The following is a 24,519-nucleotide window of genomic DNA, read 5'->3' on the forward strand; positions in this document are numbered from 1 at the left end:
GCAAAGGAGAATAAGTCATGACGAAGACGAGTGAGTTTATCGAAATTGGAAAAATTGATGAATTTATGATGCGTATTGGGAAAGTTGTGGTAATAGAAAATGAAGAGATAGCGGTATTCCGCACATCCGATGGCCGATTGTTTGCTTTAGAGAATAAAAACCCGCATCCAAAGGGCGGTCCTTTGGCTGAAGGCATTGTGTCGGGTCATTATCTGTACGATCCTTTATACGACTGGAGGATTGACTTAGAAAGTGGCCAGGTGCAGGCACCTGATCAGGGTCAAGTACGGACTTATGAAATTCGGCTGGTGGGAGACGTTGTACAGATTGCTGTCTAAAGGAATTATTATTTAACGCATTTCCCCCTATAGACAGACTACACAGGAGGTAGCGTGATGTATACACAGGGAGTAGAGAACATCGTCGAAGCAGCAGCCAAAAAAAACGAGCAAATGAATGGAAACTTGATTAGATATTTCATTTCAGCTTTACTTGCCGGTGCCTATATTGGTGTAGGAATCATTTTGATCTTTAAACTTGGGGCGCCGTTTGCAGCAGCAGGTTCACCATTTCAGACATTAGTAATGGGAGCATCTTTCGGGATTGCACTGACACTGGTTGTATTTGCTGGCGCGGAACTTTTTACGGGTAATAATATGTTTTTTACCATGAGTACGTTAGCTGGACGAACATCGGTTTTAGATACAACGAAAAATTGGTTAATCGTGTTTATAGGTAATCTGGGTGGGGCTGTACTGCTAAGTCTGCTAGTTTGGGGGACTGGTTTATTTAAGGGGATTGCTCCTGATCATTTGCTGTTTACTGTAGCTGCTAACAAGATGAATGCACCCTTTATGGAACTATTCTTTCGTGGTATATTATGTAACTGGCTCGTCTGTCTTGCCCTATGGATGGGAAGTCGTGCAAAAGAAGACACAGCTAAACTCATTCTTATCTGGTGGTGTTTGTTTGCCTTTATTGCCACGGGCTACGAGCACAGCATTGCGAATATGACGCTGCTTTCCTTGGCTACGATCCTGCCGGGACATCCCGAAACGGTATCGATTGCCGGTTGGATTAGCAATATGATTCCAGTTACACTGGGGAATATTATCGGTGGAGGCGTATTTGTAGGCATGGCGTATTGGTTCATTTCACCAGTAAAGGGGAAGCCTCGTAACCATAAATAGATATTATTTTGATGTTGGATAGAAAAAAGGACACTCTTAGCCGATTTATGGCTTAAAGAGTGTCCTTTTATAATAAGTCTTCCAAAACAGTCTACCGGTGTTCTACAAGGTCAATCGCACCCAATACTATATGAGCGAGGCCAAACCCCAAAATTCCGGTTGCGGCAAGTTTATACTTGCTGCTTAACAGAGCGGCGCCGGAAGCAGATACTACAGTTCCAAGAACAGCAGGAATCAAACCTTCACGCATGCAAAACACTCCTTTAATGAATGAATTGGAACGACCCTCTTTATTATGGGCGGTTACAGTGCTTTTATGTATAACAACAAAGACGCCCAATGAATTGGAGCGTCTCTAATCATTCTATTTCAGCCTAATCTATTGTGAATAAATAATAGGCAACAATATTAAATTCTGCAGATTTCATTTGGACAAAGCTCACAGTGGCAAATTTCCTGGAGTGCAGCTAAGTTCTTAATGACAATCATTCCGCTCGCATACTCAACAACTTCTTTTTTTCGTAGATCGCTAAGCATACGGTTTACGCTCTCACGCGTTGCACCGATCATATTCGATAAATCGGTATGGGTGATTTTTTTGTTAATCAGGATCGAATTGTCCGCCTGCGTTTCTCCATATGTGTTGCTAAGGCGGATGAGGGTGGAACTAAGAGCGCCTGGCTTACCATACATCATTAAATCTCTGAACTTGGTTTGGGTAATGCGGTGATGGATACCCATCCATTTCATGAAATCAATAGCAAAATCACAGTGTTGGCAAATAAGAATTTCTAAATCTTTATGTTCAATGACCCCGACTTCAGTTTCTTCAAGCACTTCGGCCGAAAAACTATGTTTCGTGCTAAAGAAAGGATCGGCTTGGCCTACCATATCGCCCGCTTGGTACATATATAGGATTAGTTCTTTACCTTCGTCAGTGGATTTAGTCAATTTAATACGTCCACGCTTAATGTAATACAATTTGTCGGAGAAGTCGCCTTCCCAAAATAGATGTGAACCTTCTGGTATTATACGATCCTTCATACTTACAAGGAGTCGGTTGAGATTTTGCTCTGAGAAACAGCTAGTATTTCCTTGGGTTTCAATGACACAATCCAAAGTTTTCATGTCTATATCCCCTAACTCTAAATTTTTCTGTTAAATTTAAATAAATTATAACGTGAATACATTCACTTGTGGGATGTGAAAGAGAGGAAAAAGTGGCGATATTTCAAACATTGTGATGAATTTCACTAGAAACAATGAAATAGAAGTGTAAGAAAACACAGACAAGTGGGGAATTAAGCTGGATGTAAGCGCTTGTAATTATTTCTGAAAAAAACTTTTATCTTTGTGAAAAAATTCACTATCTTTTTGGAGAACCCTGTGATATTATCGAAGTACAGAGAGATAAAAAACATTTTTTTACAGGAGGATGAGGGAAATGGCTGTTAAGAACAATGGAGTTACGGAGATTAAGCAACAGGAAACTGCAAAAGATTACATTCAAGGATTGATCAATAAGGCGAATCGAGCTAGTGAGCAGTTTAAAGCTCTGAATCAGGAACAGATTGATGAAATCGTTCAAGCCATGGCATTAGCTGGTCTAGATAAACATATGTATTTGGCTAAAATGGCCGTGCAAGAAACAGGCCGGGGTGTTTACGAAGACAAAATCATCAAGAACATGTTCGCAACCGAGTATATTCATAACAGTATTAAATACGAGAAAACGGTTGGCGTCATTGAAGACAATCCTTACGGTAATTACCAGAAGATTGCTGAACCTGTAGGCATCATTATGGGTATCACTCCAGTAACGAATCCAACATCAACAACGATTTTCAAAGCACTCATTGCGATTAAGACCAAAAACCCAATTATCTTTGGATTCCATCCATCCGCACAAGCGTGCAGCCGGGAAGCAGCTAAAATTTTGCTGGAAGCTGCAGTGAAGCATGGCGCTCCTGAAAACTGTATTCAATGGATTGATGCTCCTTCCATGGATAAAACGAATACGCTGATGAATCACCCTGATGTTGCTTGTATTTTGGCTACAGGTGGATCTGCAATGGTTAAGGCAGCATATAGCTGCGGTAAACCAGCTCTCGGTGTGGGTCCTGGTAACGTACCATGCTTTATTGAAAAATCGGCCGATCTTGATCAAGCTGTTAATGACCTCATCCTCTCGAAAACATTTGACAACGGTATGATCTGTGCATCGGAACAGGCCGTTATTATAGAAGAAACAATTTTTGAACAAGTGAAGAAAAAAATGATTGCGAGCGGTTGTTACTTCGTAAACAAAGAAGAAGCAACTAAACTGACCGCAGGTGCAATCGTGGCTGAGAAATGTGCGGTAAATCCTGCAATCGTTGGGCAGCCAGCAACTAAGATCGCTAAAGATTGCGGCATTGATGTACCTGAAGGTACGAAGATTCTTGTAGCGGAGATCGACGGTGTAGGACCAAAATTCCCATTATCAGCTGAGAAGCTCAGCCCGATTCTTGCCTGCTATAAAGTGAAGAACGCAGAACAAGGGATTGAACGTGCTGCAGAAGTCGTTGCTTTTGGCGGAATGGGTCACTCTTCGGTAATTCATTCGAATAATGAAGAAATCATTCAAAAGTTCTCGGATCGTATGCAAACTTGCCGCGTGCTGGTAAATCAACCGTCTTCGCAAGGTGGTATTGGTGACATTTACAACACAAACTTACCATCGCTCACGCTCGGCTGTGGATCGTATGGACGAAATGCTACATCTTCGAACGTAAGTGCAGTTAATCTGATCAACGTGAAAAGGGTGAATCACCGTACCGTGAATATGCAATGGTTCAAAGTGCCGAACAAAATTTATTTTGAAAAAGGGTCGACTCAATACCTTGCCAAAATGCCGGATATCACTCGTGTAGCAATCGTTACTGACCCAATGATGGTGAAGCTGGGTTATGTAGAAAAGGTTGAGCACTATTTGCGTCAGCGCCAGGTACCGGTTGCTATTGAAGTATTCTCGGAGGTAGAACCAGATCCATCGACAACAACAGTTGAGCGCGGTGCTCAAATGATGAAGAGATTCCAACCGGATTGTATCATTGCACTCGGTGGAGGATCGCCGATGGATGCTGCCAAGGCAATGTGGCTGTTCTATGAATACCCAGATACAGATTTCAACAACCTGAAACAAAAATTCATGGATATTCGTAAACGGATCTATAAATATCCTCGTCTTGGACAAAAAGCGAAGTTCGTTGCGATTCCAACGACATCGGGTACAGGTTCGGAAGTAACTTCGTTCGCGGTTATTACAGATAAAGTACAAGGCAATACGAAGTACCCTCTGGCTGACTATGAGCTGACTCCAGACGTAGCGATTATTGATCCTGAGTTCGTGTACAGCTTACCTAAAACAGCTGTTGCTGATACAGGTATGGACGTACTAACGCATGCAATTGAAGCTTATGTATCCGTCATGGCTAATGATTATACAGATGGGCTTGCAATCAAAGCCATTCAGCTCGTATTCCAGTATCTTGAACAGTCGGCTTTGACTGGTGATAAGCTAGCTCGTGAAAAAATGCACAATGCTTCGACGCTTGCTGGTATGGCGTTTGCCAACGCATTCCTGGGTATCAACCACAGTTTAGCTCATAAATGGGGCGGTCAGTACCATACAGCTCACGGACGCACCAATGCGATTCTGATGCCTCACGTCATTCGCTACAATGCGAAGAAACCGACGAAATTTGCAGCATGGCCTAAATACACACATTTTGTTGCCGATGAAAGATATGCAGAGATTGCTCGCATTCTTGGCCTGCCGGCTCGCACAACAGAAGAAGGCGTGAACAGCTTGATTAACGCTATTCGCGATCTGAATAAGAAACTCGGAATAGAAGAGTCGTTCCAAGAGCTTGGTATTGATCCAGCTGACTTTGAGAGCCGCGTAGACTATTTGGCTGATCGTGCATTCGAAGATCAGTGCACTACGGCGAATCCAAAACTGCCACTCGTAACTGAGCTTGCTGACGTATACCGGAACGCATTCTACGGACGCTTTTAATCTTTATCTACAATTATAAATGGTATAATTTTCAGCGTGACAAATATCACCAACTTTGTGATATTTGTCACAGCTGTGTATATGGATGAAGTCTAAAATAAAAGTGTAAAAACAATCTCAGATAATAATTCGTACAGTTAAGCGGGTTGTTGTAGTGGTTGGTAATAACGCCCAAGGTTGTGAAAAGCATCACATTTATTGATCTGGGATGATGGACATGAGAAGATAGAATAATAAGCTCATGCCTCAACAACAGAACATAAATTGGAGGGATTTTAAATGTCGGTGATTGAAAAAGAAATTAAAGACATGCAGTCCGGTTGGAGAGGGTTCAAAACAGGTAAATGGACTAAAGCGGTAGACGTAAACGAGTTTATTGCTAAGAACATCGAACCTTATTATGGTAATGATGAGTTCTTGGTTGGTCCTACTGAGAACACTAAAGCATTGTGGGAAATTGTTTCCGATCTGACTAAAAAAGAACGTGAAGCTGGCGGAGTACTGGATGTAGATGTAAATAATCCTTCTACGATTATCTCGCATAAACCAGGCTATTTGGATAAAGATAAAGAACAAATCGTTGGTTTGCAAACAGATGAGCCTTTCAAACGTTCGATTCAGCCTTTCGGCGGAATTAAAATGATGATCGATGCTTGTAATGCTTATGGTTTTGAGCTTCCATCAAGTATTGTAGATATGTTTACGCATATTCGTAAGACACATAACCAAGGCGTATTCGATGCTTACACACCTGAAATGCGTAATGCACGTAGAGCTGGTATCATAACAGGTCTTCCAGATGCATATGGTCGTGGACGTATTATCGGTGACTATCGCCGTGTTGCACTATATGGTATTGACTTCCTTATTCAAGATAAAATAAATGAACTTAGCACTTTAGAAGTAGATGTGATCGATGAGCCAGTAATTCGTCTTCGTGAAGAATTGTCTGAGCAAATTCGTGCACTTAAAGAATTGAAACAAATGGCTCAAATGCATGGCTTTGATATTTCTAAGCCTGCAAATACGGCTAAAGAAGCATTCCAGTGGCTATACTTCGGTTACCTTGCTGCGATCAAAGAACAGAATGGTGCGGCAATGTCCCTTGGACGTGTATCATCGTTCTTGGATGTTTACATTCAACGTGATTTGGCAGAAGGCACACTGACAGAAGAGACTGCTCAGGAGCTCGTAGACCATTTCGTTATGAAGCTTCGTATCGTTAAGTTCTTGCGTACACCTGATTACAACGATCTGTTCAGCGGTGACCCAACATGGGTAACTGAATCCATTGGTGGTATGTCCTTGAACGGGGAAACTCGTGTAACCAAGAACAGCTTCCGTTTCTTGCACACACTTTACAATCTTGGACCTGCACCAGAGCCAAACTTGACTGTTTTGTGGTCCGAAAAGTTGCCTGAAGGCTTCAAGAAGTTCTGTGCTAAAGTTTCCATTGAAACAAGCTCCATTCAATATGAGAATGACGATTTGATGCGTCCAATCTATGGTGAAGACTACGGTATCGCTTGCTGCGTATCCGCTATGAGAATTGGTAAGCAAATGCAATTCTTCGGAGCTCGTGCGAACCTGGCAAAAGCACTCTTGTATGCAATCAACGGTGGACGTGACGAGAAGTCCGGAGTTCAAGTAGCACCAGAGTATCCTGCAATTACAGCTGAGACTCTCGATTATGATGAAGTTATGAAACGCTTCAAACCAATGATGGAGTGGCTTGCGAAGCTGTATATGAACACACTTAATGTTATTCACTATATGCATGATAAATATTCCTATGAGCGTATTGAAATGGCTCTGCATGACCGCGACATTCTTCGTACAATGGCTTGCGGTATCGCGGGTCTCTCGGTTGCAGCAGACTCCCTGAGCGCCATTAAATATGCTAAAGTTAAACCTATTCGCAACGAGGAAGGCATCGCTGTTGACTTTGAAATCGAAGGCGAATTCCCTTGCTACGGTAACAACGATGATCGTGCAGACAGCATTGCTGTTGAGCTGGTTGAGACTTTCATGGGTATGATCCGTAAACACAGAGCATATCGCGATGCGCTACCAACTCAATCTGTACTTACTATTACTTCGAACGTTGTATATGGTAAGAAGACAGGTACTACACCAGATGGACGTAAAGCTGGCGAACCATTTGCACCTGGTGCAAACCCAATGCATGGACGCGATAAGAAGGGTGCACTTGCTTCCCTAAGCTCTGTTGCGAAATTGCCTTACGAGGACAGCTTGGATGGTATCTCGAATACCTTCTCCATCGTGCCGAAAGCGCTTGGTAAAGATGCGTCGACTCGTGAAAACAACTTGGTATCCATGCTTGATGGATATTTCGGCAGCAACGCACATCACCTGAACGTGAACGTATTTGATCGTGAACAGTTGATGGATGCTATGGAACACCCAGAGAACTACCCACAATTGACAATCCGTGTATCGGGTTACGCAGTAAACTTCATTAAATTGACTCGCGAGCAGCAGCTGGACGTTATCAACCGTACTTTCCATGGTTCGATGTAATTCAGCTGGGTAATGTTAGTAATAACATTGTTTTGACCAGAGCGGATACAGAAAGGATGACATCATATGATAAAAGGTCATGTGCACTCCCTAGAAACGTTTGGTACGGTGGACGGTCCGGGTATCCGCTTTGTACTCTTTATGCAAGGCTGCTTGCTGAAATGCCAGTACTGTCACAACCCGGATACGTGGGGGTTGAATGAAGGGCAGGAGATGACCGTCGATGAGGTGCTCTCCGAGATAGAACCATATCTTCAATACTACCGTTCTTCCGGCGGTGGACTTACCGTATCGGGAGGAGAGCCAACACTGCAGTACCCGTTTGTAACTCAGTTGTTTCAAGAAGTGAAGCGTCGTTGGAATCTTCATACAACACTTGATAGCAATGGTTATAATGAACCGGAAAAGATTCGTGAATTGCTCGAGAATACGGATTTGGTGCTACTTGACTTGAAACATATTAATGTTGAGAAGCATATTGAACTGACTGGTAAATCCAATGAACGTACTTTGAAGATGGCACGTTGGTTATCTGATAATGGTCGTAAAATGTGGATCAGACACGTATATGTTCCTGGTATTCATGAACAAGAGGAAGATTTACTGGAACTGGGACGCTTTATTGGTACACTTAACGGAGTAGAGAAGTTTGAAATTCTGCCTTATCATCAGATGGGCGTTTATAAGTGGGAAGCTTTAGGAAAAGAATATCCACTCGAAGGAGTACCTTCGCCTACTGATGAAGAAGTTGCCCGAGCATATCGTTTGATTGAGAAGGGTAGATCAGAAGTACAGTCTGTATAATGGAGTACAAATTGATATACTGTTTTCACTAGTTATTTGATCAGTAAAAACCTTGCCGTAATGGCAAGGTTTTTTTGTTTTATTAGAGAATATTACCCCCCAGCTAGAAGTATGTCGATCTTTATTAAACTGAAACCGCTTTCTATAATGAGGATAAGAAAACAAATATTTGGGGAGGGTCAAATAACATGAAGAAGAAAAGCCTTGCACTGATGATGTCTCTACTTCTGGTCACTTCTGCTTTCGTATCTGGTTGTGGAGGAGGCAAGTCGGTCGATGAACCAGATAAGGGATCTACAGAGCCGCCTGCAGTAAGTAACGAGCCATTCGAAATGACTATCCGTCATACGCAAGTCGGTGATGCTAAGAAATTCAGACTGGCTTTACTTCAAGATGTAGTGAAAAAGACAGAGGAGGCTATACCTGGACTCAAGCTTAATCTGGATGCTGTTGATTCAGAAGTGAACCGTAAAGAGAAACTGAGAGGCGAGATGGCTTCTGGTAAACCCCCTGAAATTTTCGACGTGTTTGGTAGCCCAGATGCCGGCGTTTATGCGAAAGAAGGCTTGATGCTCGATATTACTCCAATTATTGAAGAGTTAGGTATTAAAGATAAATTCACAACACTGGATCCATTTATCCTTGATGGTAAAGTTTATGGTTTACCAATCGGTGGTTCGATCGAAGGGATCTTTTACAATAAAGAGTATTTTGATCAAAAAGGATTAGCGGTTCCTAAGACGCTTTCTGAACTAGAGAATATCGCAGAATCCATTAAAGCGGATGGGAAGATTCCGTTTGCACAGTCTTCCAAAGAAGCGTGGATTCCATTAATGACAACGAATAACCTGTGGGCTTATTATGCAGGTCCTGAAATCACATATGGATTTAAGACGGGGGAGACAAAATGGACCGACCCTAAAGTTGTAGAAGGGGTGAAGAAGCATCAGGAATGGGTTGAAAAAGGGTACTACAAGAAAGGCGAGCTTGGCTTTGAATACGCTGATATGAGAAACCAGATTATCTCAGGAGAAGCGATCATGATGATGGACGGTTCTTGGGCAAACAGTGTGTTCAGAGATCCTAAACAGGCTGGTGATATGGTAGGTAAGATTGGATTTTTCAACTTGCCTCCAGTGAATGAGGGAGACCCTGTAGTCGTCATGCAGGATGCAAACAACGGATATGGATTCTCAGCTTCAGTTCAGGAAGATCCAAGAAAGATGGCAGCGGTTAAAGAGTTTATCAAAAACATGTGGACAGATGAAATGCAGATTCGTGGTTTGAAAGAAGATGGTGTATTGCCAGCTATGAAAATGGAGGTTTCTACACTGAACTCCACATCCGACGAAATGATCATGCAAGATATCTTCAAAGCAGTCAGCGAAATCGATAAATCATTCCCTGCATTTGATGCGTTAGTTCAAGCAAGTGTAAATACAGCTTTGAGCCTTGGTATTCAGCAAGTGATTGGCGGCGAAAGCGACGCACAGAAGATGCTGGAAGATGTGCAGGCGGCTCAAGAAGCTGCAAATGCAACAGAAGAATAATCAAGAAATAATAGTTTAGTAGGATGGGGCGCACCGTATAGACTAGGGGGTGCCCTTTCCTCTAATCAATAGAGACATAAAACTTGGAGGTTACCATGAATAAAGCGCTGAGAAACCCAGTAACTTATGTTTTGTTTGTTCTGCCGGCGTTCATACTGTTCTTGGCCTTTTTTATCTATCCCATTTACACAGCCATAGACAACAGTTTTACGAGCTGGAACGGGATATCTAAGAATGTAAAATATATTGGATTTGATAACTATACTAGAGCAGTTGAAGATATTGCATTTTGGAAATCCGTAAGAAATAATGTGTATTTTATTGTATTTTCATGCTTCATTCAGGTCCCTATAATCGTCTTCTTCTCCTTACTTATTGCCAACGTGAAGAAGCTCAAGGGGTTATATAAAACCGCTGTATTTGCTCCATCTATCATGTCCACGGCTGTAATCGGTATTTTGTGGGGTTTTATTTACAATCCGGATTTTGGTTTGATGAATGAAATTGTAGGATTGTTTGGAGTAGAACCGATTTACTGGCTATCTGAGAAAAAATGGGCCATGATTTCCATTCTGATAACAAACGCTTGGCAGTGGACCGGTTTCTATATCGTTATGGTACTTGCCGCGATTATTTCGATACCTAAAGAGTTGGATGAGGCTGCTGCAATTGACGGTGCAACTGGCTTTCAAAGAGCACGGAAAATTACACTTCCACTTATCATGCCGATTATTTCTGTTGTTATTATGTTATCCATCGCAGGAGCGATGAAAGCTGCAGATATTGTACTTGTTATGACTAAAGGCGGCCCTTTTGGTTCAACAGATGTCATGGCAACCTACATGATCCGTTATGCAATTACGAGCTTCCAGCATGGGTTCGGTAACACGATTGCCGTTCTGATCTTTGTGTTTACCATGCTAATAACGATTATTTATCAACTGTTGATTGCAAGACGTACAGAAAGGATTGAATACTGATGAGAGCATTTAAAAGGTTTATACCTCACTTCTTTTTGCTAGCTTATATGCTCGTCATTTTATACCCCTTTCTATTCGTACTGTTCTCTTCCGTGAAAGTTGATAACCAGGAAATAGCCATGAATCCGTTTGGTCTTCCTAGTACATTCGTGTTTGATAATTACGTAAATGCTTGGGTTAATGCTAAGATTAGCACCTATTTTTTTAATAGTTTGTATATCGGTGTTCTGTCCGCCTGCTTATCAATCCTGTTCGCAGCGATGTTGGCATTTGCAGTGACGAGAATGCGTTATAACCGAATTAGCTCAATTATTTTTCAACTTATATTGATTGGTATGCTGATTCCAAATAACTCGTTGCTACTTCCAATATACGGTATAATGAAAAGACTAGATATTATAAATACACATATGGCTCTAATACTACCGTATGTTGCTAACGCGATCCCATTCTCCGTGATCATTCTCGCAGCATTTATGCGTTCAATTCCTAGTGAAATTGAAGAGGCTGCAGTTATTGATGGATTAAGGTCTGGAGGATTGTTTACAAGAATTATTTTGCCACTTACAGTTCCCGCGATTGTTACCGTATTCATCATTAACTTTCTGGGTAACTGGAATGAATTCTTGTTAGCAAACTATTTCTTATCCAATGATGAACTAAGAACACTTCCTGTCGGCATGGTCGGATTTAGGGATGCGTACAATACAAATTATGCTCAGATGTCTGCTGGAATCGTATTTAGTGTACTGCCAGTTCTCATCATATATGCTATTCTTCAGGAGAAGATCATCGAAGGAGTAACTGCAGGCAGTGTTAAAGGATAAACTAGAATGAATTAGGTAGGGGACTGTGTATGAACCTGAGGAATAAGTTATTCACAGCATTTTTAGGACTTATCATCATTCCTTTACTTGTATTGGGTTTGTTCACTTTCTTTGTAACATACAACTCAATAGAGAAGAAATACAGCCAGCAGGCGGAATATTCCTTGAAAGCGATTAGTTACAGTATTCTTAAAGTATTTGATGAGATGGAGAATGTAACGGATAGTGGGATCGTATCATCGGTATTTTCGACAGCTTTAAAAGCCGATGATCCTGATTCCCAAGACTATATAACAAATTCTGAGCAACTGAATTTGAATGCGAGTCAACGGAATTTCCGCAATCTTTTATACAATCATCCGGCGATTAGTTATGCATTTTTGTACAATATGTACAAAGAATCGAGCCATGTTCCGATCTTTACGAAAGAGAATTTCGGCGCTCTACCTTTTGTGGATTTCAAGAAAAGTCCTTTATACAAGGAAGTTGTAGAGCTTAACGGTGTGCCTAAATGGATTGCACCTCATGAGTATCCTGAACTTAGCGGGATGGAACCGGTGTTCACTCAAATACGCCTTGTGAAGAATATGGAGACGTTCCGTAAAGAAGGTATTCTTGTTGTTCAGATTAAACGACTTGAATTTGAACGGATTTTCCGGAACCTGACCTTGCCGAACAATTTGCAGGACACCTCGTTTTTACTTGTGAATGATGAAGGCTTGATTCTGTTCGATCCGAGAGAACAAAATGATGGCAAGAATATGAATGCTTTTATGGAAAGACAGATTCAATATCAATCAGAGTACCAGAGCTTTAAAGCAAAGTTTGACGGTGAAGAAAGCGTTGTTTCCATACATAAGCTGGAAGGGTATCCTTGGAGTTTAGTTTCGGTAACGAAATGGGATTCACTTTCACAAGAAGTTACCTCTTTTGCGAAATGGTTTATTGTCATTCTTGGACTTTGCCTAGTTACTGCTATCGCATTTAATAAATTTTTTATGGACCGAATTACCGGAACAATTGCTGTCATTGTGCGCTTTATGCGTCGAGTGGAAGATGGAGATTTAAGCGCGAGGGTAGAAGAGAAAGGCGAGGATGAGCTGCTTCTTTTATCGAAAGGCTTTAATGATCTCATGAATCGAATTAATCGATTATTTGATCAGATTCACAATGAACAACGACTAAAAACCGAGGCGCATATGCGATTGCTACAGGCTCAGATCAAGCCTCATTTCCTATTTAATACGCTTGAATCTATTAATGTGCTGGCTGTTCAGAACGAAGGTCGAAAGGTCAGTGAGATGGTGTACCGTCTAGCTAGTATTTTACGGATTAGTATTCAAGACAAGGAAGAGATCACGCTTGAAGAAGAGCTTAAGTATTTAAGAAGCTATTTAGAAATCCAAAAGTTCCGGTTCGAAGATGTTTTTGATTACGAGATTGACGTTCCTAAAGAGGCCTTGAATTGCCGGATTATGAAACTAACGCTGCAACCACTTGTCGAGAATAGTATTCAGCACGGATTTGAAGGTATCGATTATAAAGGAAAGATCCTGATTAAGGCATGGTGTGAACGGGGGAACCTTATTGTTCAGGTGGAAGACAACGGTTTGGGTATGAACTCCAAGCAGCTGTCGGTTTTTGAATATATGATGCAGGAAGACAGAAGATCTTCTCAATCTGAATCGGAAAACTTGAAATTGAATCAGGAAAGACGAGGACTTGGTATTCGCAGTGTTGCCGATCGTATCCGAATCCAATATGGGGATGCCTATGGATTGTTTATTTGCTCTAGTCAGCCTGGAGGTACGATTATACATTGTGTCATACCTAATTATGGAGGAGGAGAAGGACAACATGCTAAAAGTTCTATTGGTTGACGATGAAGCACCTATTCTGAATAATCTAAACAAAGTCATACCTTGGAACGACTTGGGTATGGAAGTAATTGGGCTAGCTCGAAGCGGTATAGAGGCTCTTTCAATCGCTGAAGAACATGATCCTGATTTGGTTTTATGCGACATCCGTATGCCAGTGATGGACGGATTAACATTTATTACGAAATTAAGAGAGAGTGGAAGCGATGCCGAAATATTTTTACTGACGGGTTATCAGGAGTTTGAATATGCTCGTGAAGCGATTAAGCTACGCGTTAAGGATTATATCAGTAAGCCCATTCATTATTTCGAGCTGCAAGATAGAATTCGTGAAATAGGCGAAGAAATCCGTAAGAAACATGTGAAAGAGAAATACTTTAATTCGGTTTCTCTGATCGACAGCGTTCCAGATCCTGATTCTGTTAAGAAGCCTCCAGAGCAATTAATGATGATCGCACTGGATTATATCAATACAAATTTAGGAGCAGATTTGGGAATCGAGGAATTGTCTGATCATCTTGGAATAAGCTCTAGCTATTTCTGTCTGTTATTCAAGAACCATGTTGGAATTACTTTTGTTGAGTATTTGACAAAGCAACGTATGGAGGCTGCCAAGTTCCTTCTGACCAACAGTGATAAGAATATAGCGCAGATTGGAGCATTTGTAGGGTATCACGAGCGCAGATATTTCACAAAAGTGTTTCAGAAAGCAACAGGGATGACGCCGTCTGAATTCCGAGAAGTATGTAGCAGCTCTAAAGCGTTGTAATATATCGTTATCAACGCCTATTATATCTGGAGAAGGTAGGTTTGTATGTTATGAATTGGAAGGTTTCAGATCTAACATTAGAACAAAAAATTGGTCAGATGTTTATTTGTGGTTTTGATGCACTAACGCCTAACGATCATGCCAAAAAATTGATTCTGGATTACCATGTGGGCGGTATTGTTTACTTCCGAAGAAACGTAAAGAAGCTATCGCAGTTGTCGGATCTGTCATCATCACTTCAAGAGCTTGCTACATCAAGTGGACAGCCTCCGCTCATCGTGTCAATCGACCAGGAAGGCGGTATGGTAGCTAGGATAGATCACGAAGGCATCAGCCGGATTCCTGGTAACATGGCACTGGGAGCTGCCAATAGTCAGGAGTATACTTACCAGGTTGGAAGAATAGGTGCACAAGAATTGCGAGCTCTAGGTGTTAATATGAACTTTGCACCTTGTATAGATGTTAATAATAATCCGCTTAATCCTGTCATTGGTGTTCGCTCGTTTGGTGAGGACCCTAAAGCGGTCGCTGAACATGGTGTAGCTGCTATTAGGGGGTATCAGGAAGAAGGTGTCTCCGCGACAGCGAAACACTTCCCAGGTCACGGAGATACGAGTGTTGATTCCCATTTAGGGCTAGCCTCTGTTCCTCATGATCGCTCACGACTGGACCAAGTGGAGCTCTATCCGTTCAAGGAAGCAATCAAAGCTAAAGTTGAAGCGATTATGACTGCTCACGTTAGCTTCCCGGCTATTGAGCCGGATGGTATTCCTGCCACCTTATCTCATGCCGTACTAACAGGATTACTGCGTGAAGAGATGGGCTTTTCTGGACTAATCATTACAGATTGTCTAGAGATGCACGCGATATCTAAAGGGATTGGAATACCTGAAGGCGCTGTCCGCGCTATTGAAGCAGGAGCAGACTGTGTGCTCGTTAGTCATAGGTTATCAGAACAGGAATCGGCTATTCAGGCTGTTTTGAACGCTGTTCAAAGTGGTCGTATTTCAGAAGAGCGTATCGATGCTTCAGTTGAGCGGATCTTGTCACTTAAGATGAGAAATGCTGATACTTGTGCGAATCTGCCAGCGGTGGATATTGAAGAAATAAGCAAAGAAGCCAAAGGGCTTTTGTCTGAAATTGCAGGCAAAGGCATCACGTTAGTACAAGATGAGAAACAACTTCCTTTAGATCGTAAAGAATCCACGTTAGTGTATTGGCCGGAACTCTTGAAAGCAACTCAAGTGGATGAAGCTTGGAGTCGTTCTTACACTTTAGGTGATGCATTAGGAGTCCGTGGTGGACTCATTGAGGAAATCCGTATTGGTACCGAACTATCGGATGAGGAAGTTGAGGCAGCAGTTAAAGAAGCTAGTCGATATAAACAAGTGGTTGTAGCGACTTATACTTCAGAGAGTAGACTTCCTTCAGGGCAGCGAAAGCTTGTAGAGAAACTTCGGCAGCTAGAATCTGTTAAACTGATTATCGCTTCAACACGGAATCCTTATGATTTGAATGATCTTCCTCAAATCTCAACATATTTATGCTGTTATGAGAATACGCCTTTCTATATGGATGCATTGGCGGGTGTGCTATATGGTGAAGTGGTTCCAGAAGGTAGACTTCCGGTAAGTTTGAATGATAATAATCAATCCGTTTCAAAGCTTTAATATGTTGTTATTTACTCATAGTTATATAGAAGTCGGGAGTTCTGCTTGTTTGGAGAACTCCCGGCTTTTTCTTTTCGGAAGAAATTTAGCAACTTTTACCGGTATTGGACGTCTAATACTATGATGTTTAGATAGATAGAATCAAAATCACACAGGAGTTAAAGGAGCAGAATATGAAACTGAAGAGAATGTCCATCATCACGGCACTTGTTATGGCACAAGTTTCGACAGTTGTGCCAGTAAGTGCACAGTCTTCTGCTGTCATCGTACCCGGTCAAGTGATGGTTCCATCAGAGGATACGAACAGCGGAGAATTAGAACAGCAACAATCTCTAAAGTTGCAGCCACAAGAGGAAGATGTATCTAGCTATGCGACTAACCCAGGGTTGTCACCAAATGACTCGCCAGTATCCGTCGAAGATTCGTTACAAGAGAATAGTAACGATGCTGAAGCGATGAACGAGGAACAGGATCGGATAGAAAACAGCAATGGTGATAACAATGACAAAGCGATATCCCCGCCAGATAACTCTCCTGCGAATGAGGAGACAGACGTTAAGGATACGAAGACGCAAGATAGCCTAACAGGCCAGGTGCTTTCAGAATCCCAAGCAGATACGAAACAGGAATTAGGTACTGAGAATTCATCAAGTAATGAACTCGTATTGATGATGAATAGCGCTAATATGTATCATAATGGAACCCTTTATAAGGCTGCCCAGCCGATGGCAGTTAAGAACGGTGTATCATACATCTCGATTCGTGCGATGGTTGAACGGGCTGGTCTGAAACTAACCTATGATAACTCCACGAAAGAAACTATTATTATTAAAGATGGAAATGAGCTTCGTTTTACAACAGATAGTAGCAATTATAAGGTTAACGGCGAGTCTCGGCCTATGAAAGGTCCAGCATATCAATACAAGAATACATTTATGGTTCCGCTCACGTCGATTACACAGGCGCTCGGAATTCCTTATAAAGTTAATCAAGCTGAGAAGAAGGTCATACTAGATCTTTCTGGTATTGGTAGTGGAAATGAGAACGGAAGTGGTTCTGTAGATCCGAAGCCACCGATTACGAATGAGCCTGGTTTAATATTAATGATGAACAGCGACAAGATGTATCATAACGGAAAGCTGTACATAGCTGGACAACCCATGGCTGTGAAGAATGGAGTATCTTATGTAGCTATTCGATCATTGGTTAATCGTGTTGGACTAAAACTGACCTATGACAGCAAGTCCAAAGAAACTGTAATCATTCGTGGAAATGACGAACTTCGTTTTAAAACCAATAGCGCTGTTTATACCGTTAATGGTGTGAAGACCAAGATGAAGGGTGCCGCATATCAATCGAATAACGTTTTTATGGTTCCGCTGACATCGATTACACAAGCTTTGGATATTCCTTATAAGGTGGATCAGCCTAACAAGCGCGTTATTCTCAGCTTAAGCACCAAACCTATAGCTTCCTTTACGATTGAAAATAATGAAATTTTTGCAGGTCAGACCCAAGTGAGATATAAAACTACAGCTTACTCTCCTTCCGGACTTCCGATTATCGATGAGCATTGGGAAGGAAGAGAGGAAGTGTTTACAGAACCGGGTATACGAACCATTACTTATTCTGTGCAAGACTCAAGCGGTGAATGGAGTGATCCGTATTCAGTGACCGTCGAGGTACTGGTACCTAACGAACCACCAGTAGCTATGTTTACAACGGAAAAGGATGAATACAAGATGGGTGAGAAAATCACCTATATCGATCAGAGTACAGATGATGAGAATGCGATCGTGAAATGGGACTGGGATAATAACGCGGCAGCCTTTTTTACACCGGGATCTGTAAAGGTAGGACTTACTGTTACGGATAAACACGGAGCGACGAATTACTATGAGAAGACAATCATCATTACTGGTGAAACATTGTATACTCGTGAGGAATTCAGTCAATTATTCGCTGAGATCGGAGAAAAATATATCTTCGACGGTTCGAAAGTACCGTCGATGAACCAAGTGGCATATACGAGAACCTCGGAACCGAGAATGTTAATCCGTAGTAACAGCCCGGAAACGGTTTATACCGAAGGTATTGTTTACCGTGAAACAGGTGTTGGAGCTACACGGTTCATGATCCATCATCTCAACGCGACCGGTAAGAACGTGAAAATGTATGTTGTTGCTACGAATATTAATGATACAGCTGCATCTTTAACGACAGAATATGTAGGATTTGGAGGCCCTATTAATATCCCTACTGCCACCGGAAAAGTCTCTGTACAAAGATTTTTCGAATCTATGCAGAGTGGAAATGACTATAAGACTATCTCACTCAAGCCAGGAGAGAGTAGAGTTGTTCTCACCGAGTTAAGTGCTAATACAATAAAGAATGAACAGGTAGTCTCCTTATTTGCAGATGTTTATACGGATTCGCCGGTTCGTTATGATATCGTCATGGTTGAAGAGAGTAAAGATCCGATTCAAAAGCTTCCATACTTGCGGCTTCACCCAAGTGACGGAGTCCATAATCGGGGGACTTATTCGGATTCTACGCGACTGATTGAAACGCAAGAACTTGTTGGAACTACTCCAATGCGTTTAGCTATTGGAGATAAAGTAAGTGATCCGAATTTGACGGGGTATGACGGCATCACGGGTTATCCAACATCTAACGCAGGTAATTTCGGTGTCGTTTATCGTATTAAACTAAATCGAGTAGCACCGAACACATTGATTTCGTTTAACCCGCGTGGAGGTAAATATATGGGCGTCGTTATGGTTAATGGCAATATTGTAGGTGCGCCTAATACCTCTGCAGCATCCGCTCCTAATGATGCTAGCATCTTATATCGCACAGGCAACTATGAACAGTCGGTTGAAATTGTGTTTACAGCTGCTCCAGGCAGCAGCTTGCCAATCAATTTCCTATTCACGCCGTTGCCGGCATTGAAATCAAACGATTAAATCAAGTTTCCCCCAAGTCTCCAGAGAAAGTGGAGACTTGGGTTTTTTATTATGCCTAAGAAGATACCTGATGCCAGTCTCGTTGACGAGTCAGATTTTTTCATGCATTATTAGTAGATGAAGGACTCAAGCTCGTAATAAGTTATACAGGAGGCTGAATGCGTATGCTGACGACGGAACAGATCATTAATAGCATGTCCGAGAACGGTCTGCGCATCACCGATCAGCGCAAAACGCTTGCCAAATTGTTTGGAGAGCATCCTGGTTATTTAACGGCTAAGGATGTATATGAATATATGGGCAAGAAATATAGTGGTCTTAGCTTTGATACGGTATATCGCAATCTAAGAGTGTTATATGATCTTGGGGTGCTGGAACAGGTCGTCTTTGAAGAAGGCATTAAATTTAGAGCGAGCTGCAGTGAGGAACACCACCATCATCATATGATTTGCCTGCAATGTCAGAAGACATACCCGATTAAATTTTGTCCGATGCAGGTCACGGATGGGCCTGAGGACTTTCAGGTCGTGCAGCATAAATTCGAAGTATTTGGATACTGTAAAGACTGTGTTAAGGATAATAAAGTGACGAAGAAAAGCCAACCATTACAGAATCACATATCCATTGATAATGGAAAGCTGGAATCATAATCATGAGTAAGTTGACAGCTAAGCGTGTGGTGCAAGTGCCGGTTCATATCTATCGAAAGTTTATTTCACCCTTGAAACCAGCTACTTGCCGATTTTATCCTACTTGCTCTGCGTATGCTCTTGAGGCAATTGAAGTGCATGGTGCGCTCAAAGGATCTTGGCTTGCAGCCAAGCGTATAGCCCGGTGTCATCCTTTTAATCCAGGTGGGGTCGATCTCGTACCACCTCGTAAGGGCTCCAGGAATGATGAGGATGTTCATGCCTGATGACAAGTATTCTTGACACCCTATAGGTTCGTTGATTATATTGAAGTTATATAAGTATTTCCGAGGAAGAGATAAGTACGGAAGGACATGTCTTGTACAGAGAGCCGGGGTAGCTGCAAACCGGTCAAGACAGATTTCGGAAAATGGTCTTGGAGGAACCGCTTTTGAGCGATCCAGTTTAAACTGGCGTAAAGGAGTGGCGTGATCCAGCGTTAATGGACGGTCGTCTTATCTGAAGACGGTCGGTGAGCCTGATACCCGAAAGGGTGCAGGGAATTTGGGTGGTAACACGTGAGAACAACTCTCGTCCCATAGTGGACGGGGGTTTTTTGTTGTGTTTTCACAAGCAACCAAAGTGAATAACCAATCAGTGAGAAGGGATGAGATGACTCATGGCTGACAAGAAGACATTTTATATTACAACTCCGATCTATTATCCTAGTGATAAGCTGCACATCGGTCACGCGTACACAACGGTAGCAGGTGATGCTTTGGCCAGATACAAGCGTCTACGCGGATACGATGTTCGTTATTTGACCGGTACCGATGAGCATGGTCAGAAAATTGAACGTAAAGCAGCTGAAGCTGGCAAGACACCTCAGCAATTCGTGGATGATATCGTTGCAGGGATTAAAGAACTGTGGAAGAAGCTAGATATTTCAAATGAAGACTTTATCCGAACTACGGAAAAACGTCATACTCAAGTTGTTCAAGATGTATTTGAGAAGCTTTTGGAGCAGGGTGACATTTATAAGGGGGATTACGAAGGATGGTACTGTACTCCTTGCGAGTCCTTCTTCCTTGAGCGCCAACTTGTTAATGGCAATTGTCCAGACTGCGGACGCCCAGTAGAATTGGTAAAAGAAGAAAGCTATTTCTTCCGGATGAGTAAATATGTAGATCGTCTCCTTCAGTTCTATGAAGAGAATCCGGATTTCATTCAACCGATTTCCCGTAAGAATGAAATGATCAACAACTTTATTAAACCGGGACTTGAGGATCTTGCTGTATCTCGTACTACCTACGAGTGGGGAGTAAAAGTTAAGAGTGATCCTAAGCATGTGATCTATGTATGGATCGATGCCCTGTTGAACTATATAACAGCTCTTGGTTATGGAACAGAAGATCGTTCGCTATTTGATAAATACTGGCCTGCTGACGTACATCTGATGAGTAAAGAGATTGTCCGTTTCCATACGATTTATTGGCCAATTATTTTGATGGCGCTCGATTTGCCGCTTCCTAAACAAGTGTTCGCGCATGGATGGCTTTTGATGAAGGATGGCAAAATGTCCAAATCTAAAGGGAATGTTGTCGATCCGGTAACGATGATCGATCGTTATGGTCTTGATGCGCTTCGTTATTATTTGCTGCGTGAAGTACCGTTTGGAGCAGATGGCACGTTCACTCCTGAAAGCTTCGTTGAGCGGGTCAATTCGGATCTAGCTAACGATCTGGGTAACTTGCTGAATCGTACTGTAGCAATGGTTGATAAATATTTTGATGGAGAAGTTCCTGCTTATCAATCAGGTGTAACTGAATTTGATGCATCTATGGAAGAAGCGGCAAAAACTGTTTTCGACAAAGTAGAAGAGTCTATGGAGAAAATGGAATTCTCGGTAGCTTTGACCGCAATCGGCCAATTCGTAAGCCGCAGCAACAAGTATATCGATGAGACACAGCCATGGGGACTTGCCAAAGATGAGAGCAAGCGTGAAGAGCTGGCATCTGTAATGAGTCATCTTGTTGAAGCTCTCAGAATCTCCTCAATATTGCTTCAACCATTCCTTACCCGTACTCCGAAGAAAATCTGGGAGCAACTCGGTATTCAAGAAGGCGAACTGACAAGCTGGGATAGCGGGCGTATACTTGGAAGCATTCCTGCTGGTACAAAACTGGTTAAAGGTGATCCAATCTTCCCGCGTCTTGACGTCGAGCAAGAGGTTGCATACATCGCCGAGGCGATGACTGGTGGTTCGAAGCCTGCAGAAGAACCTGCTAAGACGGAAGTTCCTGCTGATGATGAAGAAATTGAGCACAAAGAAGAGATTGGTATCGAAGATTTTGCCAAAGTTGAGCTTCGTGTAGCTCAGGTAATCTCAGCTGAACCAGTTAAAAAAGCGGATAAGCTGCTGAAGCTACAACTGGATCTTGGCTACGAGCAGCGTCAGGTTGTATCCGGTATCGCGAAATTTTATAAACCGGAAGATTTGGTTGGGCGTAAAGTCATCTGTGTTACAAATCTGAAGCCAGTGAAACTTAGAGGTGAACTATCTCAAGGTATGGTTTTGGCTGCATCCAAAGGCAGTGAACTTACGCTCGCAACCGTACCGGATAACATGCCGAATGGTGCGATTGTAAAATAACGATTACGAATTGAATGGATCATTATAGAACGGTATACCCTGTAATAGGGTGTACCGTTTTTTGTTTGTGCTAGAAATATAGCATTTTTCTATCTTAATAGTAATTTTTACGATTTAGTTGACAATATCTTTTCTGTGCCTATATAATCTTATTAGTAATCATTACGATTTAAATCAAAGACGGGGTGTAAATAAGATGAATCATAGAATTAAATCGGGTTACGTGGTAACCTTGCTAGCTTTGATAATGGCTTTAACGGGTTGTGGCAGTCAATCCGGGACAATTGTAGAGGATAAGGTGAATGTGGTTACCACGATATACCCAATTTACGAATTTACAAAGGAGATTGGTGGAGACGAAGTTAACGTTATTAATCTTCTCCCAACTGGAGTAGAACCGCATGACTGGACGCCAAAAAGTCAGGATATCGTGAACACATCGAAAGCACAGCTATTTCTTTATAATGGAGCAGGACTTGAGGGCTGGGTACCTGATTTTCTGAAAGGATTGAATAAGGACACGCAGGTAAAGCCAGTGGAGACGAGTAAGGGAATTCAGTTGATAGATGCCGAGGGCGATGACGGACACGATCATGGACATGATCACGGAAGTGAGGAAGAAGGAAGTCATGATCATCATGTCGATCCGCACACATGGGTCAGTCCGAAATCTGCACTAGTTATGGCAGAGAACATTCATAGCAGTCTGGTTGAGGTCGATCCAGAGCATGCTGACTATTATGATGAGCGCTACAATGCGCTAAAAGAAAAACTGGAACAGCTAGATGAATCTTTTACTTCAACATTATCTGAACTATCTAAAAATGAAATTGTGGTTTCTCATCAGGCGTTTGGCTATCTGGCTCGGGACTACAATCTTGAGCAATACTCCATCATGGGCTTGTCACCAGATGCTGAACCTAGAGCACAGGACTTAGTTAACCTGACAAAGACAGTACAGGAAAAAGGCATTCGCTATATTTTCTTTGAAGAGCTCGTATCGGATAAATTGGCGAAGACGTTAGCTTCAGAGGCTGGTGTTGAAACGCTTGTACTGAACCCTGTGGAAGGAATAACAAAAGAACAAGAAGCGAATGGCGATAACTACTTTACGATAATGGAGAAAAATTTGCAAAATCTCACTAAGGCTTTAAAATGATAAGATGGATTATAAGCTCTTTTGAGCAGAATGAAAATAAATAGAAAGGCGGCCAAGGTATGATACCGGCAACACAGGATTGTCACCAATCGATTATACAGCTAAAAGATATATCATTTTCCTATCGGGATCAGCAGGTCATCAAAGGCCTTGATTTTGCCGTCAAACAACGTGATTTTGTTGGGATTGTTGGCTCCAACGGGGCTGGTAAGACAACATTGCTGCGGATGATTGTAGGTCTTTTGCCGGCAACGGAGGGTAGCATTGAATTGTTTGGGCAACCGATACGTAAATTCCGTGATTGGGAAAGGATCGGATACGTTCCTCAAAAGAACAGTTTTAATCCGCTGTTTCCAGCTACGGTACGTGAAGTCATAATGTCTGGGCTATATAACCGAAAAAAAATGTTCCGCCGTATAGGCCGGGAACAGCATCAAAAATGTAACGATGCACTTGAAGTGATGCGAATTCAGGATATAGCCGACAAACGGATCGGACAGCTCTCCGGAGGACAACAACAACGCGTATTTCTAGCTAGAGCCTTGATCAATCGTCCAGATCTCCTTATTTTGGATGAGCCTACAAAAGGAATTGATGCGGAAACCCAAGCAAGTTTTTTCGAACTGATCACACATATGCATGCCCATCACAATATGACATTTTTGATGGTGACGCATGATCTTGAGATGGTCAAAGATTACTTAGACACCACACCAGTGCAGCAAAACGGAAAAATACAATTTTTTGTACGCCATTCACATGATATTGAGAATTGTACAGAGCAGGATTTGCAGCACTCGCTCGTTTAAAGAAGAATTTATGTAAAGCACGCGAAGGAGACGTT

19 protein-coding genes are annotated in these 24,519 nt (G+C 42.1%); 17 read left to right on the plus strand and 2 right to left on the minus strand.

All coding sequences use genetic code 11. From position 1 onward, the window contains the following. Positions 1–17 precede the first annotated feature (17 nt). Entirely contained in the window at positions 18–338 is a 321-nt protein-coding gene (gene nirD, locus ACFQV5_RS23490; protein ID WP_379250558.1) for a nitrite reductase small subunit NirD, read from the plus strand. A gap of 57 nt (positions 339–395) precedes the next feature. After that, positions 396–1,190 carry a formate/nitrite transporter family protein gene (locus tag ACFQV5_RS23495; RefSeq protein WP_379250560.1) on the plus strand — a complete coding sequence of 265 codons (795 nt, stop codon included), beginning with the start codon at positions 396–398 and terminating at the stop codon, positions 1,188–1,190. Between the two features lie 91 nt (positions 1,191–1,281). On the opposite strand, the gene ACFQV5_RS23500 is transcribed toward ACFQV5_RS23495, so the two are convergent. Together ACFQV5_RS23500 and ACFQV5_RS23505 are read right to left on the minus strand one after the other, a co-directional pair. Next, positions 1,282–1,440, minus strand: coding sequence for an asparagine synthase (locus ACFQV5_RS23500; RefSeq protein ID WP_379250562.1), 159 nt, complete (start codon positions 1,438–1,440; stop codon positions 1,282–1,284). Positions 1,441–1,598: 158 nt separating this feature from the next. Beyond that, the gene (locus tag ACFQV5_RS23505; RefSeq protein ID WP_379250564.1) at positions 1,599–2,318 is read right to left on the minus strand and encodes a Crp/Fnr family transcriptional regulator; all 720 of its coding nucleotides are present in this window, start codon (positions 2,316–2,318) and stop codon (positions 1,599–1,601) included. A gap of 316 nt (positions 2,319–2,634) precedes the next feature. On the opposite strand from ACFQV5_RS23505, the gene adhE reads away from it, so the two are divergent. The 15 genes from adhE to ACFQV5_RS23580 all read left to right on the plus strand — a co-directional run bounded on the left by adhE (position 2,635) and on the right by ACFQV5_RS23580 (position 24,484). Then, the gene (gene adhE / locus ACFQV5_RS23510) at positions 2,635–5,250 is read left to right on the plus strand and encodes a bifunctional acetaldehyde-CoA/alcohol dehydrogenase (RefSeq protein ID WP_379250566.1); all 2,616 of its coding nucleotides are present in this window, start codon (positions 2,635–2,637) and stop codon (positions 5,248–5,250) included. Between the two features lie 279 nt (positions 5,251–5,529). Next, entirely contained in the window at positions 5,530–7,791 is a 2,262-nt protein-coding gene (pflB, locus tag ACFQV5_RS23515; protein WP_379250568.1) for a formate C-acetyltransferase, read from the plus strand. 66 nt (positions 7,792–7,857) lie between these two features. Further along, positions 7,858–8,595: a pyruvate formate-lyase-activating protein gene (gene pflA, locus ACFQV5_RS23520; protein ID WP_379250570.1), complete on the plus strand. Its 738-nt coding sequence runs from the start codon at positions 7,858–7,860 to the stop codon at positions 8,593–8,595. Between the two features lie 188 nt (positions 8,596–8,783). After that, on the plus strand, positions 8,784–10,145 hold the full coding sequence (locus tag ACFQV5_RS23525; RefSeq protein WP_379250572.1) for an ABC transporter substrate-binding protein: 1,362 nt from the start codon (positions 8,784–8,786) through the stop codon (positions 10,143–10,145). Positions 10,146–10,240: 95 nt separating this feature from the next. Next, positions 10,241–11,125 carry a carbohydrate ABC transporter permease gene (locus tag ACFQV5_RS23530; protein ID WP_379250574.1) on the plus strand — a complete coding sequence of 295 codons (885 nt, stop codon included), beginning with the start codon at positions 10,241–10,243 and terminating at the stop codon, positions 11,123–11,125. Further along, a complete protein-coding gene (locus ACFQV5_RS23535) occupies positions 11,125–11,952 on the plus strand; it encodes a carbohydrate ABC transporter permease (protein WP_379250576.1) in 828 nt (275 codons plus the stop codon). The genes ACFQV5_RS23530 and ACFQV5_RS23535 overlap by 1 nt, the downstream gene beginning before the upstream one ends. A gap of 29 nt (positions 11,953–11,981) precedes the next feature. After that, entirely contained in the window at positions 11,982–13,832 is a 1,851-nt protein-coding gene (locus ACFQV5_RS23540) for a cache domain-containing sensor histidine kinase (RefSeq protein WP_379250578.1), read from the plus strand. Beyond that, complete coding sequence (locus ACFQV5_RS23545; RefSeq protein WP_379250580.1) at positions 13,810–14,598, plus strand: response regulator transcription factor; 789 nt, start codon at positions 13,810–13,812, stop codon at positions 14,596–14,598. The genes ACFQV5_RS23540 and ACFQV5_RS23545 overlap by 23 nt, the downstream gene beginning before the upstream one ends. Positions 14,599–14,648: 50 nt before the next feature. After that, positions 14,649–16,268 carry a beta-N-acetylhexosaminidase gene (gene nagZ, locus ACFQV5_RS23550; protein WP_379250582.1) on the plus strand — a complete coding sequence of 540 codons (1,620 nt, stop codon included), beginning with the start codon at positions 14,649–14,651 and terminating at the stop codon, positions 16,266–16,268. 173 nt (positions 16,269–16,441) lie between these two features. Further along, complete coding sequence (locus ACFQV5_RS23555) at positions 16,442–19,234, plus strand: stalk domain-containing protein (RefSeq protein ID WP_379250584.1); 2,793 nt, start codon at positions 16,442–16,444, stop codon at positions 19,232–19,234. Positions 19,235–19,398: 164 nt separating this feature from the next. Further along, the gene (locus ACFQV5_RS23560; protein ID WP_379250586.1) at positions 19,399–19,884 is read left to right on the plus strand and encodes a Fur family transcriptional regulator; all 486 of its coding nucleotides are present in this window, start codon (positions 19,399–19,401) and stop codon (positions 19,882–19,884) included. Between the two features lie 2 nt (positions 19,885–19,886). Next, the gene (yidD, locus tag ACFQV5_RS23565) at positions 19,887–20,150 is read left to right on the plus strand and encodes a membrane protein insertion efficiency factor YidD (protein ID WP_379250588.1); all 264 of its coding nucleotides are present in this window, start codon (positions 19,887–19,889) and stop codon (positions 20,148–20,150) included. 392 nt (positions 20,151–20,542) lie between these two features. Then, on the plus strand, positions 20,543–22,516 hold the full coding sequence (gene metG, locus ACFQV5_RS23570; RefSeq protein ID WP_379250590.1) for a methionine--tRNA ligase: 1,974 nt from the start codon (positions 20,543–20,545) through the stop codon (positions 22,514–22,516). A 196-nt stretch (positions 22,517–22,712) separates the two neighbouring features. Beyond that, complete coding sequence (locus ACFQV5_RS23575; protein WP_379250592.1) at positions 22,713–23,675, plus strand: metal ABC transporter substrate-binding protein; 963 nt, start codon at positions 22,713–22,715, stop codon at positions 23,673–23,675. A gap of 59 nt (positions 23,676–23,734) precedes the next feature. Further along, positions 23,735–24,484 carry a metal ABC transporter ATP-binding protein gene (locus ACFQV5_RS23580; RefSeq protein WP_379250594.1) on the plus strand — a complete coding sequence of 250 codons (750 nt, stop codon included), beginning with the start codon at positions 23,735–23,737 and terminating at the stop codon, positions 24,482–24,484. The last annotated feature ends 35 nt before the right edge of the window (positions 24,485–24,519 follow it).

The organism is Paenibacillus sp. GCM10028914, from assembly GCF_042666275.1.
Classification (GTDB): domain Bacteria; phylum Bacillota; class Bacilli; order Paenibacillales; family Paenibacillaceae; genus Paenibacillus_AQ.